The sequence below is a fragment of the Saccharothrix hoggarensis genome, from assembly GCF_052936025.1.
Window position 1 is genome coordinate 5,356,654 of sequence record NZ_CP193624.1, and the last position, 15,918, is coordinate 5,372,571.

Annotated in this window: 16 protein-coding genes; 1 reads left to right on the top strand and 15 read right to left on the bottom strand. The window is 71.9% G+C overall.

Annotated elements, in window-relative coordinates:
* Nucleotides 1-229: 229 nt before the first annotated feature.
* The 12 genes from metK to pyrR form a co-directional block, all read right to left on the bottom strand.
* A complete protein-coding gene (gene metK, locus ACRAKH_RS24025) occupies nt 230-1,432 on the bottom strand; it encodes a methionine adenosyltransferase (RefSeq protein ID WP_380730317.1) in 1,203 nt (400 codons plus the stop codon).
* 42 nt (nt 1,433-1,474) lie between these two features.
* On the bottom strand, nt 1,475-2,734 hold the full coding sequence (gene coaBC, locus ACRAKH_RS24030) for a bifunctional phosphopantothenoylcysteine decarboxylase/phosphopantothenate--cysteine ligase CoaBC (RefSeq protein WP_447009302.1): 1,260 nt from the start codon (nt 2,732-2,734) through the stop codon (nt 1,475-1,477).
* Nucleotides 2,731-3,009, bottom strand: a complete 279-nt coding sequence (gene rpoZ / locus ACRAKH_RS24035; RefSeq protein WP_380726822.1) for a DNA-directed RNA polymerase subunit omega — start codon at nt 3,007-3,009, stop codon at nt 2,731-2,733. The genes coaBC and rpoZ overlap by 4 nt, the downstream gene beginning before the upstream one ends.
* An 82-nt stretch (nt 3,010-3,091) precedes the next feature.
* A complete protein-coding gene (gene gmk, locus ACRAKH_RS24040; RefSeq protein WP_380726820.1) occupies nt 3,092-3,691 on the bottom strand; it encodes a guanylate kinase in 600 nt (199 codons plus the stop codon).
* A complete protein-coding gene (mihF, locus tag ACRAKH_RS24045) occupies nt 3,688-4,005 on the bottom strand; it encodes an integration host factor, actinobacterial type (RefSeq protein WP_033427832.1) in 318 nt (105 codons plus the stop codon). Before mihF ends, gmk begins: the two co-directional genes overlap by 4 nt.
* 302 nt (nt 4,006-4,307) lie before the next feature.
* Nucleotides 4,308-5,126 (bottom strand): orotidine-5'-phosphate decarboxylase, encoded by an 819-nt coding sequence (gene pyrF / locus ACRAKH_RS24050; RefSeq protein WP_380726818.1) that lies wholly within the window; start codon nt 5,124-5,126, stop codon nt 4,308-4,310.
* Nucleotides 5,123-8,422 (bottom strand): carbamoyl-phosphate synthase large subunit, encoded by a 3,300-nt coding sequence (gene carB, locus ACRAKH_RS24055; protein WP_380726816.1) that lies wholly within the window; start codon nt 8,420-8,422, stop codon nt 5,123-5,125. Before carB ends, pyrF begins: the two co-directional genes overlap by 4 nt.
* Before the next feature lie 2 nt (nt 8,423-8,424).
* The gene (gene carA, locus ACRAKH_RS24060) at nt 8,425-9,552 is read right to left on the bottom strand and encodes a glutamine-hydrolyzing carbamoyl-phosphate synthase small subunit (protein ID WP_380726814.1); all 1,128 of its coding nucleotides are present in this window, start codon (nt 9,550-9,552) and stop codon (nt 8,425-8,427) included.
* The gene (locus tag ACRAKH_RS24065) at nt 9,549-10,034 is read right to left on the bottom strand and encodes a PH-like domain-containing protein (RefSeq protein WP_380726812.1); all 486 of its coding nucleotides are present in this window, start codon (nt 10,032-10,034) and stop codon (nt 9,549-9,551) included. Before ACRAKH_RS24065 ends, carA begins: the two co-directional genes overlap by 4 nt.
* Entirely contained in the window at nt 10,031-11,314 is a 1,284-nt protein-coding gene (locus tag ACRAKH_RS24070) for a dihydroorotase (protein WP_380726810.1), read from the bottom strand. The genes ACRAKH_RS24065 and ACRAKH_RS24070 overlap by 4 nt, the downstream gene beginning before the upstream one ends.
* Nucleotides 11,311-12,243: an aspartate carbamoyltransferase catalytic subunit gene (locus ACRAKH_RS24075; protein ID WP_380726808.1), complete on the bottom strand. Its 933-nt coding sequence runs from the start codon at nt 12,241-12,243 to the stop codon at nt 11,311-11,313. The genes ACRAKH_RS24070 and ACRAKH_RS24075 overlap by 4 nt, the downstream gene beginning before the upstream one ends.
* Entirely contained in the window at nt 12,240-12,812 is a 573-nt protein-coding gene (pyrR, locus tag ACRAKH_RS24080; RefSeq protein WP_141982399.1) for a bifunctional pyr operon transcriptional regulator/uracil phosphoribosyltransferase PyrR, read from the bottom strand. Before pyrR ends, ACRAKH_RS24075 begins: the two co-directional genes overlap by 4 nt.
* Nucleotides 12,813-13,070: 258 nt before the next feature.
* On the opposite strand from pyrR, the gene bldD reads away from it, so the two are divergent.
* Nucleotides 13,071-13,559 carry a transcriptional regulator BldD gene (gene bldD, locus ACRAKH_RS24085; protein WP_015103676.1) on the top strand — a complete coding sequence of 163 codons (489 nt, stop codon included), beginning with the start codon at nt 13,071-13,073 and terminating at the stop codon, nt 13,557-13,559.
* Nucleotides 13,560-13,621: 62 nt separating this feature from the next.
* On the opposite strand, the gene nusB is transcribed toward bldD, so the two are convergent.
* From nusB to ACRAKH_RS24100, 3 genes are all read right to left on the bottom strand, one after another.
* Complete coding sequence (nusB, locus tag ACRAKH_RS24090; RefSeq protein WP_380726806.1) at nt 13,622-14,041, bottom strand: transcription antitermination factor NusB; 420 nt, start codon at nt 14,039-14,041, stop codon at nt 13,622-13,624.
* A gap of 1 nt (nt 14,042) precedes the next feature.
* Nucleotides 14,043-14,606 (bottom strand): elongation factor P, encoded by a 564-nt coding sequence (gene efp / locus ACRAKH_RS24095; RefSeq protein WP_380726804.1) that lies wholly within the window; start codon nt 14,604-14,606, stop codon nt 14,043-14,045.
* Nucleotides 14,607-14,680: 74 nt separating this feature from the next.
* A complete protein-coding gene (locus ACRAKH_RS24100) occupies nt 14,681-15,766 on the bottom strand; it encodes a M24 family metallopeptidase (protein WP_380726802.1) in 1,086 nt (361 codons plus the stop codon).
* Between the last annotated feature and the right edge of the window lie 152 nt (nt 15,767-15,918).

The following is a 15,918-nucleotide window of genomic DNA, read 5'->3' on the forward strand; positions in this document are numbered from 1 at the left end:
GCGTGTTCGAACCGCGCAAGATCACGACCGGGTGAACCCGGGAGGTCATGCGAACCGGACCCGTGCGAGCGGGCAGTCCCGCCGCGAGACCACCACGTCACAACAGGTCGAACCGCCCGGTGACGCGCGCGCCGCCGACCCGGAGACCGCGCTGGTCGAGGTCGTCGACCGGCAGGTCCCGGATCAGCGGCGCGGGTGGTTCAGAGCCGTCGGGTGTGCGGCGAGGCCGTCACGCGCCCGCGGCGGCGCGCAGGGCGTCGGCGCGGTCGGTGCTCTCCCACGGCAGGTCGACGTCGGTGCGGCCGAAGTGGCCGTACGCGGCGGTCGGCGCGTAGATGGGGCGCAGCAGGTCGAGGTCGCGGATGATCGCGGCCGGGCGCAGGTCGAAGACCTCGCCGATGGCCTGCTGGATCTTCGACGGGTCGACCGTCTCGGTGCCGAACGTCTCCACGAACAGGCCGACCGGGGCGGCCTTGCCGATGGCGTACGCCACCTGCACCTCGATGCGCGTGGCCAGGCCGGCGGCCACCGCGTTCTTCGCCACCCAGCGCATCGCGTACGCCGCGGACCGGTCCACCTTCGACGGGTCCTTGCCGGAGAACGCGCCACCGCCGTGGCGGGCCATGCCGCCGTACGTGTCCACGATGATCTTGCGGCCGGTCAGGCCGGCGTCGCCCATCGGGCCGCCGATGACGAACCGGCCGGTCGGGTTGACCAGCAGCCGCACGTCGGAGGTGTCCAGGCCGAGCGTGGCGATCTCCGGGGCCACCACGTGCTCGCGCACGTCGACGCCCAGCAGCTTCTCCAGGTCGATGCCGTCCGCGTGCTGCGTGGACACCACGACGGTGTCCAGCCGCACCGGCTGGTCGCCCGCGTACTCGATGGTGACCTGCGTCTTGCCGTCGGGGCGCAGGTACGGCACGGTGCCGTCCTTGCGGACCGCGGTCAGCCGGCGGGACAGCCGGTGCGCCAGCGCGATGGGCAGCGGCATGAGCTCGGGCGTGTCGGTGCAGGCGTAGCCGAACATCAGGCCCTGGTCGCCCGCGCCCTGCTTGGCGATCTCGTCCTCGGCGCCCTCGACCCGCTGCTCGAACGCCGTGTCGACGCCCTGCGCGATGTCCGGCGACTGCGAGCCGATGGCCACGTTCACGCCGCACGAGTAGCCGTCGAAGCCCTTGGCCGACGAGTCGTAGCCGATCTCGACGACCTTGTCGCGCACGATGGAGGGGATGTCGGCGTACGCCTCGGTCGTGACCTCGCCCGCGACGTGCACCTGGCCGGTGGTGACCATCGTCTCCACCGCGACGCGCGACCGCGGGTCCTTGGCGAGCAGCGCGTCGAGGATCGAGTCGCTGATGGCGTCGCAGATCTTGTCGGGGTGCCCTTCGGTCACCGACTCACTGGTGAACAGCCTGCTGCTGTGCTGGCTCACGACACTCCCTAACTATCGATCCGCGAATGCCTTCAAGCTTACTTAGCGCCCGTGCGCGGGCGGTCGAGCTTTGGTGGAGGTCGCTACGGCATCCCACAATGCGGACGCCAGCCGGGCCTTCGAGCCGTGCGGGATGGGACGCTCCGCGCCGTCGGCGGACAGCAGCCAGCCCGCGTTGTCCTCGACCTCGAACGCCTTGCCGTCGCCCACCGCGTTGACCACGAGCCAGTCGCAGCCCTTGCGCTTGAGCTTGGCCCTCCCGTAGTCCAGCACGCTCGTCACGTCGTCGCCGGTCTCGGCGGCGAACCCCACGACGACCTGCCCGGGGCGCCGCGCGGCGACCAGCTCGGCGAGGATGTCGGGGTTGCGGGTGAGCGCGACCGGGTCGGGGTCGCGGTCGGTCTTCTTGATCTTGTGCCCGACGGCGGAGACCGGCCGGAAGTCGGCGACGGCCGCGGCCATCACGACGACGTCCGCCGTGGCGGCCACCGCGTGCATCGCGTCGCGCAGCTCCAGCGCCGAGCCGGCGTGCACGACGTCCACGCCGGCGGGCGCGGCCAGGTCGGCGGTGTGCGCGGCGACCAGCGTCACCCGCGCGCCGCGCTGGGCGGCGACCCGGGCGAGCGCGTAGCCCTGCCGGCCGGACGAGCGGTTGCCCAGGAAGCGGACCGGGTCCAGCGCTTCGCGCGTCCCGCCGGCCGAGACGGCGACGTGCAGGCCTTCGAGGTCGCGGGGCAGCGCGTCGGGACGGGTCAGCAGCAGCCGGGCCAGGTCGACGATCTCGGCGGGGTCGGGCAGCCTGCCCTTGCCGGTGTCCTTGCCGGTCAGCCTGCCGCTGGCGGGCTCGGCGACGACCACGCCGCGCGAGCGCAGCAGCGCCACGTTGGCCCGCGTGGCCGGGTGCTCCCACATCTCGGTGTGCATCGCCGGCACGAGCAGGACCGGGCAGCGCGCGGTCAGCAGCGTGTTGGTGAGCAGGTCGTCGGCCAGGCCGTGGGCGGCCTTCGCGATCAGGTTCGCCGTGGCGGGCGCGACGACCACCAGGTCGGCGGTCTGCCCCAGCTTCACGTGCGGCACGGCGGGCACGTCCTCGAACACGCCCGTCTGCACGGGCTGCCCGGACAGCGCCTCGAGCGTGGCCGCGCCGACGAACTTCAGGGCGCCGTCCGTCGGCACGACGCGCACGGCGTGACCGGATTCGGTGAGCCGGCGCAGCACCTCGCAGGCCTTGTACGCGGCGATGCCCCCGCCCACACCCAGGACGACCCTGGGGCGGTCGGGGGCGTCAACGCCCTCGGTCACTCGCCCTCGGTGTGCTCGAGCAGACCCGCGTGGATCTCCCGGAGCGCGATGGACAGCGGCTTCTCCCGCGGACCCGGCTCGACCAGCGGGCCGACGTACTCCAGCAGGCCCTCGCCGAGCTGGGCGTAGTAGTCGTTGATCTGCCGCGCCCGCTTGGCCGCGTAGATCACCAGCGCGTACTTCGAGCTGACCTGCTCGAGCAGGTCGTCGATCGGCGGGTTGGTGATGCCCTCCGGGGCACCCGCAAGCGGGCCCAGCTCGGTGTGCGTGGTCACTCGTCAACGCTCCTGCGGTTCAGGGGTGGGGCTTGCGCGCCCCGGGGTCCGACGGCCGTCCCGTGCCTCGCGACGCGCGACGTCACGCGTCGGGCACCGGGCCGACCACCAAGTTTAGCAAGCTCGCGGCGGCGGTCTTCACGTCGTCGTTCACGACGACCTCGTCGAACTCCGGTTCGGCCGCCAGTTCCTCCCTGGCGATCTCCAGCCGGCGGGCGACGACCGCGGGGTCCTCGGTGCCCCGGCCGGTGAGCCGGCCGACCAGGTCCTCCCACGACGGCGGGGCCAGCATGACCAGCTGGGCCTCCGGCATCGCGACCCGGACCTGGCGCGCGCCCTGCAGCTCGATCTCCAGCAGGGACGGCGTGCCGGACGCCAGGGCCCGCTCGACCGGCTCCCTGGGCGTCCCGTAGCAGTTGCCCGCGAACTCGGCGTGCTCCAGGAGCTCGCCGTCGGCGACCATCCTGCGGAACTCGGCGACGTCGACGAAGTGGTAGTGAACCCCGTCGACCTCGCCCGGCCTCGGCTTCCTGGTGGTCACCGAGACGCTGAAGTGGATCTCCGGACCCATCCGGCGCAGCTCCGCCAGCACGCTGGACTTGCCGACGCCCGATGGACCGGACAGAACGGTGAGGCGGGGCCGGGCGCGAACGCCCGACCCCACCCCGGTGCCATCACTCACTCGCCGCTGAACTCGGTGAGCAGCGCCTTGCGCTGCCGCTCACCCAGGCCGCGCAGCCGACGGCTCGGAGCGATCTCAAGGCGCTCCATGATCTGCTGCGCACGCACCTTGCCGACGCCCGGAAGGGCCTCAAGCAGCGCGGACACCTTCATCTTGCCAAGGACCTCGTCGCTCTCGGCGGCCTTCAGCACGTCCGTCAGGGTCGTGCCGCCACGCTTGAGGCGCTCCTTGAGCTCAGCCCGAGCGCGACGAGCGGCAGCAGCCTTCTCCAGCGCTGCGGCCCGCTGCTCCTCGGTAAGCTGGGGAAGGGCCACGATTTCCTCCGTGGTGTGGGAATTTCAATTCTGGATCGGTGCCGCGACCGTACCGAGCGCAATTGCCTGGGTACAACGTGGGTCCCAGTCAGGTGAATCTTTCAGCGCTGGAGTTGGTTGCGGCGGGTGGTAGTAGTACCAACACCCACCAACAGTGCCATCACCGCCACCGGTAACGCCTTGCGCACGGCCTGTGTGGTATGCGCTCGACGGGGGATGGACCCGCTGGTGGCCAGGACCGTACCAGGCAGCGTTTGCGCAGGTGAGCGGACCACGCGAAGCGTGTCGGGATTTGATCGTGATCACATCTCCAGCGACCGCCGCACCGCGTCGACCGCGGACCGCAATGATGCGGTCTCCGGACCGTGCCGCAGCACGTCCCGCGAGGACGTCGGGAGCACTCCGCGCAGGTCGGAACCGAACAGCGCGCGCAGGTCCGCGACTGTTGCGCCCTGTGCGCCGAAACCCGGCGCGAGGACCGGTCCGCGCAGGTCAGAGAGGTCGACGTCCAGCTCTCCCAGGGTCGCGCCGACCACCAGTCCGACGTCGCCCAACGGGTCCGCGCCCGCGTTCGCACGGGCCGCCTCGTCGACGATGGACTGCGCGACGGAACGGCCGTCCGCCCCCACGGCGCGCTGCACCGAGGCACCTTCCGGATTGGAAGTCAAGGCGAGCACGAATATCCCGCGACCGCTCGCCGCGGCGGCTTCCCGGGCCGGGTCGAGCGACCCGAACCCGAGGTACGGCGACACGGTGACCGCGTCGCCGGCGAGCGGCGAGCCCTCGGTGAGGTAGGCCGCGGCGTACGCGGCCATCGTCGAGCCGATGTCGCCGCGCTTGGCGTCGACCAGGACGAGCGTGCCGCTGCCCCTGAGGTCCGCGATGACCCGTTCCAGCACCGCGACGCCCCGTGAGCCGTGCGCCTCGAAGAACGCCGCCTGCGGCTTCACCACGGCCACCCGGCCGCCGAACGCCTCGACGCACGTCAGCGCGAACCGCTCCAGCCCCGCGGCGTCCTGGGAGAGCCCCCAGGACGCCAGCAGGCCGGGGTGCGGGTCGATGCCCACGCAGAGCGGTCCGTGCTCGGAGATCGCCTCGGAGAGGCGCGCGCCGAACCTCACGCGTCACCCCGCAGCGCCGCCTGGAGCGCCTGGAGGGGCCGCACGCCGATGTCGCCGCGGATGGCCGCCTCGATGCCGTGCACGGCCGCCGCCGCGCCCTGGATCGTGGTGACGCACGGGATGTCCTTGGCCACCGCCGCCGTGCGGATCTCGTAGCCGTCGATGCGCGGCCCGTTGTTGCCGTACGGCGTGTTGATGATCATGTCGACGGTGCCCGCGAGGATGGCGTCCACGATGTTGTCGGCGCCCTCGAAGTGCTTGCGCACGATCGTGCACGGGATGCCGTTGCGGCGCAGCACCTCGGCCGTGCCGGCGGTGGCCAGCACCTCGAAGCCCAGGTCGGCGAGCCGCTTGACCGGGAAGATCATGGCCCGCTTGTCCCGGTTGGCCACCGACACGAACACCCGGCCCGACGTGGGCAGGGAGCCGTAGGAGGCGGTCTGGGACTTGGCGTAGGCCATGCCGAACGACACGTCGATGCCCATGACCTCGCCGGTCGACTTCATCTCCGGGCCGAGCAGCGAGTCGACGCCCTTGCCCTCCGGCGTGCGGAACCGGTGGAACGGGAGCACGGCCTCCTTGACCGCGACCGGGGCGTGCGCGGGCAGCCTCGCGCCGTCGCCGGTCTTCGGCAGCAGCCCTTCGGACCGCAGCTGGGCCACGGTCGCGCCCAGCATGATCCGCGCGGCGGCCTTGGCCAGCGGCACCGCCGTGGCCTTGGAGACGAACGGGACGGTGCGCGAGGCGCGCGGGTTGGCCTCCAGGACGTACAGCACGTCGTCCTTCAGCGCGTACTGGACGTTGAGCAGTCCGCGCACGCCGATGCCCTCGGCGATGGCCAGCGTGGACCGCCGGACCGCCTCGATGTCGGACTCGCCCAGGGTGATGGGCGGCAGGGCGCACGCCGAGTCGCCGGAGTGCACGCCGGCCTCCTCGATGTGCTCCATCACGCCGCCGATGAACACCTCGTGGCCGTCGTAGAGGGCGTCCACGTCGATCTCGATGGCGTCGTCGAGGAACCGGTCGACCAGCACCGGGTGCTCCGGGCTGACCTCGGTGGCGCGCTGGATGTAGCCGCCCAGCGTCTCCTCGTCGTAGACGATCTCCATGCCGCGCCCGCCGAGCACGTACGACGGCCGCACCAGCACCGGGTAGCCGATCTCGTCCGCGATGGCCTTGGCCTGGGCGAACGACGTCGCCATGCCGTACTTCGGGGCGGGCAGCCCGGCGTCGGTGAGCACCTGGCCGAACGCGCCGCGGTCCTCGGCGAGGTGGATCGCGTGCGGCGGGGTGCCGACGACCGGGACGCCCGCGTCCGCGAGCCGCTGCGCCAGGCCCAGCGGGGTCTGGCCGCCGAGCTGCACGATCACGCCCGCGACCGTGCCGGAGCGCTGCTCGGAGTGGAAGACCTCCAGCACGTCCTCGAACGTCAGCGGCTCGAAGTACAGCCGGTCGGACGTGTCGTAGTCGGTGGAGACGGTCTCCGGGTTGCAGTTGACCATCACGGTCTCGTACCCGGCCGCGCGCAGCGCCATGGCCGCGTGCACGCACGAGTAGTCGAACTCGATGCCCTGGCCGATCCGGTTCGGGCCCGAGCCGAGGATCAGCACCTTCGGCTTGTCCCGCTGCTCGGTCACCTCGGTCTCGGCGTCGGGGTCCAGCTCGTAGGCCGAGTAGTGGTACGGCGTCCGGGCGGCGAACTCGGCGGCGCACGTGTCGACCGTCTTGTAGACCGGCCGCACGCCGAGGCGGTGCCGCAGGGTGCGGACGCCGTCCTCGCCGGCCAGCTCGGCGCGCAGCGCGGCGACCTGCCGGTCGGACAGGCCGGCCCGCTTCGCCTTGCGCAGCAGGCGCTCGTCGAGCACCGGCGCGTCCTCGATCTCGCGGCGCAGGTCGACCAGCCAGGCCATCTGCTCGATGAACCACGGGTCGATGTGCGACGCCTCGTGCACCTGCTCGATGGTCGCGCCGAGCCGCAGCGCGCGGTCCACCGTGTACAGGCGGCCGTCGTGCCCGGCGCGCAGGGCGTCCAGAGTGGACTCCAGCGTCTCGTCCGGGTCCGGCGTGGTCCAGAACCCGGCGGACTTCGTCTCCATGGAGCGCAGCGCCTTGCCGAGCGCCTCGATGAAGCTGCGGCCGATGGACATGGCCTCGCCCACCGATTTCATGGTGGTGGTGAGGGTGCGGTCGGCGCCGGGGAACTTCTCGAACGCGAACCGGGGCACCTTCACCACGACGTAGTCGAGGGTGGGCTCGAAACTGGCCGGCGTTTCGCCCGTGATGTCGTTGCGGATCTCGTCCAGCGTGTAGCCGATGGCGAGTTTCGCGGCGATCTTGGCGATCGGGAAACCGGTCGCTTTCGACGCCAGCGCGGAGGAGCGGGACACCCGCGGGTTCATTTCGATGACGACCATGCGGCCGTTCTCCGGGTGGATGGCGAACTGGATGTTGCAGCCGCCGGTGTCCACGCCGACCTCGCGGATGACCGCGATGCCGACGTCGCGCATGTGCTGGTACTCGCGGTCGGTGAGGGTCATCGCCGGGGCCACGGTCACCGAGTCGCCGGTGTGCACACCCATCGGGTCGATGTTCTCGATGGAGCAGACGACGACCACGTTGTCGTTGCGGTCGCGCATCAGCTCCAGCTCGTACTCCTTCCAGCCGAGCACGCTCTCCTCGATCAGCACCTCGGTGACCGGGGACTCGGCGAGGCCGGACGCGGCCAGCAGCTCCAGCTCCTCCGGGGTGTGCGCCATGCCCGAGCCGAGGCCGCCCATGGTGAAGGAGGGGCGGATGACGACCGGCAGGCCCAGCTCGGCCACGGTCGCGCGGACGTCGTCCATGGTCTTGCAGACGGCGCTGCGCGGGACGTCCGCGCCGATCTTGCGGACCAGGTCCTTGAAGATCTGCCGGTCCTCGCCGCGCTGGATGGCGTCGATGTCCGCGCCGATGAGCTCGACGTCGTACTTCTCCAGCACCCCGCGCTCGTGCAGCGCGATGGCGGTGTTCAGGGCGGTCTGGCCGCCCAGCGTGGCCAGGATGGCGTCCGGCCGCTCGGCCGCGATCACCTTCTCCACGAACTCCGGGGTGATCGGCTCGACGTAGGTGGCGTCGGCGAACTCCGGGTCCGTCATGATCGTCGCCGGGTTGGAGTTGACGAGGGAGACCCGCAGGCCCTCCTCGCGCAGCACCCGGCACGCCTGGGTGCCGGAGTAGTCGAACTCGCAGGCCTGGCCGATGACGATCGGGCCGGAGCCGATGACCAGTACGTGCTTGAGATCAGTCCTCTTCGGCATGGTCAGCGACCCTCGCTCATCATCGTCACGAACTCGTCGAACAGGGGGGCGGCGTCGTGCGGGCCGGCCGCCGCCTCCGGGTGGTACTGCACGCTGAACGCGGGCACGTCGAGCGCCCGCACGCCCTCGACGGTGCCGTCGTTGGGGCAGTAGTGGCTGAGCAGGACGCGGCCGAAGTCGGAGGTGAACTCCTCCCCCGGCTCGCCCTCCAGCGCGAAGCCGTGGTTCTGCGACGTGATGGCCACCTTGCCGGTCGCCACGTCGATGACCGGGATGTTGATGCCCCGGTGGCCGTAGCGCATCTTGTAGGTGTCGCGGCCCAGCGCCCGGCCCAGGATCTGGTTGCCGAAGCAGATGCCGAACAGCGGGACGCGCCGGTCCAGCACGCCGCGGGTCAGCTCGACCGCGTGCGCCTGGGTGGCCGGGTCGCCGGGGCCGTTGGAGAGGAACACGCCGTCGGGCTTGAGGGCGACCAGGTCGTCGACCGTGGAGGTCAGCGGCAGGACGTGCACCTCGATGCCGCGGGCGGCCATCATCCGCGGGGTGTTGGACTTGATGCCCAGGTCCAGCGCGGCGACGGTGAACCGGCGCTCGCCGACGGCCTCGACCACGTACGGCTCGGGCGTGGTCACGTCGCCCGCGAGGTCCGCGCCCTTCATGCCGGGCGCGCTGCGGACGCGTTCCAGCATCTCCTCGGCGCTGCCGAGGTCGTCGCCGGAGAACACGCCCGCGCGCATCGCGCCCTGCTCGCGCAGGTGGCGGGTCAGCATCCGGGTGTCGATGCCCGAGATGCCGACGATGCCCTGGCTGACCAGGGCCTCGTCCAGGCTGCGCGTGGACCGCCAGTTGGACGGCACCCGCGCGGGGTCGCGCACCACGTAGCCGGCGACCCAGATGCGGCTCGACTCGTCGTCCTCGTCGTTCCAGCCGGTGTTGCCGATCTGCGGCGCGGTCTGCACCACGATCTGGCGGTGGTACGACGGGTCGGTCAGGGTCTCCTGATAGCCGGTCATGCCGGTGGAGAACACGACCTCGCCCAGGCTCGCGCCGACCGCGCCGTAGGACTCGCCGCGGAAGACGCGGCCGTCTTCCAGGACCAGTGCCGCGTTGGTCTTGACCGAGTTGTTCATGCCGGGCCTCCCAGCGCTCGCACCCACTGCTCGTACACGTCCTTGTCGTCGCCCCGGAAACCGGTGTCGAACACCTGCTCCCCGAGCCTCCAGCGCACGACCAGCAGGCCGTCCGCCGTCATCACCTTCCCCGCGAGGCCGCGCGCCGTGCGGGCGCCCGTCACCTGCCCGGCGGGGATCCACAACGCGCTCGCGCCGGTGCGCTCCACCAGCACGCCGCTCTCGGTCAGCCGCAGCGTCGCCTCGGCGCGGTGGCCGACGTCGCCGACCGCGACGCGGTCCTGCCAGTCGTCGCCGATCGTCGTGCCGACGTACACGCCGGTGGTCTCCAGCATCGTCGCGCCGGTCTCGACGGGCGGCTGCGGGAACTCGGGCAGCACCTCGGCCTGGCGGCGGGCGCGGCGCCGCCAGCCGCGCCACATGCCGTACAGGCACAGCAGGAAGATCGCCAGCACGGCCAGGGACAGCAGCAAGCGGGTCATGACGGGATCCTTCCGCCGACCGCGGTCACGCGCCCGCGCAGCAGGGTCGCGACCACGGCGCCGGGCAGCTCCATGCCCTCGAACGGCGTGTTGGCCGCGATGCTCGCGAAGTCCGCGCCGCGCACCACCCACGTGGCGTCCGGGTCGACCAGGGTGAGGTTGGCGGGCTCGCCGACCTCGATCGGCCGCCCGTGGTCGGGCAGGCCCGCGATCTCGGCGGGCCGCTCGCTCATCACCCGCGCCACGCCCCGCCAGTCCAGCAGGCCGGTCCGGACCATGGTCTCCACCACGATCGACAGCGCGGTCTGCAGGCCGAGCATGCCGGGGCGGGCGGCGGACCACTCGCAGTCCTTGTCCTGCACGGCGTGCGGCGCGTGGTCGGTGGCCACGCAGTCGATGACGCCCTCGGCCAGCGCCTCGCGCAGCACCTTGACGTCGGCCGCCGTGCGCAGCGGCGGGTTGACCTTGTTGACCGGGTCGTAGGTCTCCAGCCGGTCGTCGGTCAGCAGCAGGTGGTGCGGCGTGACCTCGGCGGACACCTCCGTGCCGCGGGCCTTCGCCCACCGCAGCACGTCCGCGGTGCCGGTGGTGGAGACGTGGCAGACGTGCAGCCGGGCGCCCGCGTGCAGCGCCAGCAGGCAGTCCCGCGCCACGATCGACTCCTCGGCGGCGGCGGGCCAGCCCTGCAGCCCCAGCCGGGACGCCTGCTCGCCCTCGTGCGCCTGCGCGCCGACGGTCAGCCGGGGCTCCTCGGCGTGCTGCGCGATGACCACGTCCAGCGCCTTGCTGTACTCCAGCGCGCGCCGCATGATCAGCGGGTCGTGCACGCAGTGGCCGTCGTCGGAGAACACCCGCACGCCGGCCCTGGCCATCGTGCCCAGCTCGGCGAGCTTCACGCCCTCCAGGCCCACGGTGACCGCGCCGACCGGGTGCACGTCGACCAGGCCGACCTCGCGGCCGCGCCGGGCGACGTGCCCGACGATCACCTCGTTGTCGGCGACCGGGTTGGTGTTGGCCATGGCGAAGACCGCCGTGTAGCCGCCCAGCGCGGCGGCGGCCGAGCCGGTGGCGATGGTCTCGGTGTCCTCGCGGCCGGGTTCGCGCAGGTGGGTGTGCAGGTCGACGAAGCCGGGCAGCAGGACCGCGCCGTCGCCTTCGACGACGTCCGCGCCTTCTTCGTCCACGGACCCGATCGCGGCGATCACGCCGTCGCGGACCAGCACATCGGTCGGTTCGCCCTCGCCGTACGGCCTTACGCCCTTGAGGATCAAGGGTTTCACGCGGTTTCCTCCTCGTGGGCAAGCAGGTGGTAGAGGACGGCCATGCGCACGTGCACGCCGTTGCGCACCTGGTCGGTGATGGCGGCGCGCGGCGAGTCGGCGACCGCCGAGGCGATCTCCATGCCGCGCAGCATCGGACCGGGGTGCAGCACGACCGCGTGCTCCGGCAGGAGCCTCAGCCGGTTCTCGTTCAGGCCGTAGGCGATGGAGTACTCGCGGGCCGACGGGAAGAACCCGCCGTGCATGCGCTCGGCCTGCACCCTGAGCAGCATCACCGCGTCGAGGCTGGGCAGCTCGGCGTCCAGCTCGTGCGAGACGGTGACCGGCCAGTTCGCCACGCCCGTGGGCAGCAGGGTCGGCGGTGCGACGAGCGTCACGTCCGCGCCCAGGGCGGTGAGCAGGTGCACGTTCGACCGGGCGACCCGGCTGTGCAGCACGTCGCCGACGATCGCGATCCGGCGGTCCCGCAGGTCGCCGAGGCGTTCCCGCAGGGTGGCCGCGTCCAGCAGGGCCTGGGTGGGGTGCTCGTGCATGCCGTCGCCCGCGTTGACGACCGACGTGCCGGCCTCCTTCAGCCAGCCCGCCAGCCGGTGCGCCGCGCCGGACGCCGGGTGCCGCACGATGACGCAGTCCGCGCCCGCCGCGGCCAGGGTCAGCGCGGTGTCGCGCAGCGACTCGCCCTTGCTCACGCTGGAGCCGGAGGACGAGACGTTCACCACGTCCGCGCTCATCCACTTGCCCGCGATCTCGAAGCTCACGCGGGTGCGGGTGGAGTTCTCGTAGAACATCGTGATGACCGTGCGGCCGCGCAACGTGGGGAGTTTGCGCACCTCACGGCCTTCGAGGGACTGCTTGAGGTTCGCCGCGGTGTCGAGGATGGCGGTCGCCTGCGCCGGGTCGATGCCCTCGGTGGTGAGCAGGTGCTTCACCGCAGCACCACCCCGTCGCGCTGGTCGAACTCCTCCAGCAGCACGTGGACCTCCTCGGTGCGCGCCGTGGGCACGTTCTTGCCCACGTAGTCCGCGCGGATCGGCAGCTCGCGGTGACCGCGGTCGACCAGGACGGCGAGCTGCACGGCACGCGGGCGGCCGTGGTCGCGCAGGGCGTCGAGCGCGGCGCGGATCGTGCGGCCGGAGAACAGCACGTCGTCCACCAGGACCACGAGCTTGTCGTCGATGCCGCCCTCGGGCAGCTTCGTCGCCTCCAGCGGGCGGGTCGGGCCCCGGCGCAGGTCGTCCCGGTAGAGGGTGACGTCCAGCGTGCCGGTCGGCACCTCGACCCCGGAGAACTCGGCGATGCGGACGGCGAGCCGCCGGGCCAGCGGGGCGCCCCGGCTCGGAATCCCCATCAGGACTACCGCGGGTGCGCTCGGTGCATCAAGAGCGGTCTTCTCGATGATCTGATGGGCCATTCGGGCGACGGTGCGCGCGACGTCGCCGGCCGACAGGAGCTCTCGCTCCCCGGCCGGGTCCGTCGCGCCACGTTGACGTGGCGCCACGGTTGGACCTCCTTCCCCGCCTCGCTGGACGGGTCCTTAAAGGACGTCGGACACCCGGCTGCGACCGGGCTGACCAGGACCGTATCAGGCGCGGGCGGTCAATCTTCCGGGTGGTGTACGTGGTCTCGCCCACCTGTCCCATCGAGATCAGCTTGACCTGGTGACCACGGAGAGCAATCATTACTCTGCGTATTGATCTAAGCCTCCCCGCGGCAGTCCCCTACCGGCTGACGGGGCGAATGAACGGAGAACCGCCACATGGGCGACTACGCCAAGGCGCTGGGGGCAAAGCTCCGCGCGATCCGCCAGCAGCAGGGCTTGTCTTTGCACGGCGTCGAGCAGAAGTCCGGCGGTCGCTGGAAGGCCGTGGTCGTCGGCTCGTACGAGCGCGGCGACCGCGCCGTCACCGTGCAGAAGCTCGCCGAGCTGGCCGACTTCTACGGCGTCCCGGTGGCCGAGCTGCTGCCCGAGGGCCGGGTGCCGTCCGGGGCGGAGCCCGCCACCAAGATCGTCATCAACCTGGAGCGGCTGCAACAGCTGCCCGCGGAGAAGGTCGGGCCGCTGGCCCGGTACGCGGCCACCATCCAGAGCCAGCGCGGCGACTACAACGGCAAGGTGCTGTCCATCCGGACCGAGGACCTGCGCTCGCTGGCGATCATCTACGACATGACCCCCGGCGAGCTGACCGAGCAGCTCATCGACTGGGGCGTGCTGCCCCCCGAGGCCCGTCCGGCCAAGGAGGACTGACCACGTGACAGGGCCACCCGCCGGTTCGGACGGGTGGCCCTCTCGGTCTTCGGCGTGCGGGGCTAGAGGACGGCCCGGAGCTGGTCCGCGATGACCGCGATCCGGCCGAGCACGCCGTTGACGAACCGCGGCGAGTCGTCCGTGGACAGGCCCTTGGCCAGCTCCACCGCCTCGTCGATCGCGACCGCGTCGGGCACGTCGGCCGCCCACAGCAGCTCGTACAGCCCGACCCGCAGCACCGCGCGGTCCACCGCCGGCATCCGCTGGAGGGTCCAGCCCTCCGCGTGCTCGGAGATCAGGTCGTCGATGCGCGCGCGGTGCGCCGTGACGCCTTCCACGAGGGCGATCGTGTAGTCGTTCACCGGCGGCACGTCCGTCGACCCGACGCGGTCCGCGAGCAGCGTGACCGGGTCGACGCCCCGCAGGTCCGCCTCGTAGAGGACGTCGACCGCGCGTTTGCGCGCCTTGCTCCGTGCGCCCATCTCAGCCGTTCACTCGGCCGAGGTAACGGCCGTCGCGGGTGTCGACCTTGATCTTCTCGCCGGTCGTGACGAACAGCGGGACCTGGATCTCCGCGCCGGTCTCCAGCGTGGCGGGCTTGGTGCCGCCGGTGGAGCGGTCGCCCTGCAGGCCGGGGTCGGTGTGCTGGATCACGAGCTCGACCGAGGTCGGGAGCTCGACGTACAGCGCGACGCCCTCGTGCATGGCGACGACCGTCTCCTGGTTCTCCAGCATGTAGTTCGCCGCGTCGCCGACCGTCTCGGCCGGGATGCTGATCTGGTCGTACGTGTCGCCGTCCATGAAGACGAAGTCGGCGCCGTCCTTGTACAGGTAGGTCATGCCGCGCTTGTCGACGGTGGCCGTCTCGACCTTGGTGCCCGCGTTGAAGGTCTTGTCCACGACCTTGCCCGACAGGACGTGCTTCAACGTGGTGCGCACGAAGGCGCCACCCTTGCCCGGCTTGACGTGCTGGAACGCGGTGACGGTCCACAGCTGGCCGTCGAGGTTCAGCACCAGGCCGTTCTTCAGGTCGTTGGTGGTGGCCACGGTGGTGGGCTCTCCTGTTGCGTGAGTTGAGGACGACGTCGGCGGGCCGACGATCCGACTTCGGGCTTCGAACTTCAGACGACCACGAGCTCTTTCGTGGTCAGGGTGAGGAGCTCCGGGGCGCCTTCGCGCACCACGAGCGTGTCCTCGATGCGGACACCACCCCTCCCGGCCAGGTACACACCGGGCTCGACGGTGACCGCCATGCCGGGCAGAAGTGTACCGTCACCCGCCTTCGACAGCGCTGGAGCCTCGTGGATCTGCAAGCCGACGCCGTGGCCGAGGCCGTGCAGGAACTGGTCGCCGTAGCCGGCCTCGTCGATCACGCCGCGCGCCGCCGCGTCCACGTCCGACACGCGCGTGCCGACCTCCAGCGCGGCCCGGCCGGCCGCCTGCGACGTCGCGACCAGGTGGTACAGGTCGCGCTGCCAGTCCGCGGCCCGGCCGACGACGAGGGTGCGGGTCATGTCCGAGTGGTAGCCGTCGACCAGCGCTCCGAAGTCGAGCTTGACGAGGTCGCCGTCGCGGACCGCGGCGTCGGTGGGCCGGTGGTGCGGCACGGCCGAGTGCGCGCCGGCCGCCACGATCGACTCGAACGCGGGGCCCGACGCGCCGTGGTCGAGCATCCGGCTCTCCAGCTCGCGGGCGATGTCCTTCTCGGTGCGGCCGGGCCGCAGCCCGCCGTGCTCGACCAGGCCCGCCAGCGCCCGGTCGGCCGCCGCGCACGCCATCCGCAGCGCCTCCACCTCGGCGTCGTCCTTGACCAGCCGCAGCCGTTCGACCAGGCCGGAGGCGCGCGCCAGCTCCACGCCGTCGGCGGCGTCCACGAGGGTGTCCAGGCCGTCCACGGTGACGTGGTGGCTCTCGTACCCGAGCCGCCGCGTGCCCGCCTTCGCCGCCCGGCCGGCCAGGGCCGCGTCGCACGGCCGGTCGATGACCCGTTCCAGGTCCGGGACCTGGGCGGCGGCCTGGGTGAGGTACCGGCCGTCGGTGCAGAAGACGGAGGCGTCGTCGGAGTCGGCGTGCACGAGCAGCGCCGCGTTCGACCCGGTGAACCCGGTCAGGTAGCGGACGTTCAGCAGGTTCGTCACCAGCAGCGCGTCCAGCTCCCGGTCCCGGAGCGTGGCGCGCAGGGCGGCGCGGCGAGTGGAGTGCGGCATGCCTCCGAGCCTAGGACCGATGGGGCCACTCCACCGTGCCACTCGATCGGGTGAACCCTGCCGACTGGTCGTGACGGAGCGAGTCGGCGAGTCGGCGAGGAGGGGACGCTCCGGGCGCTAGGACGCGTAGTCGGTCGCGCTTAGGGTGGGGC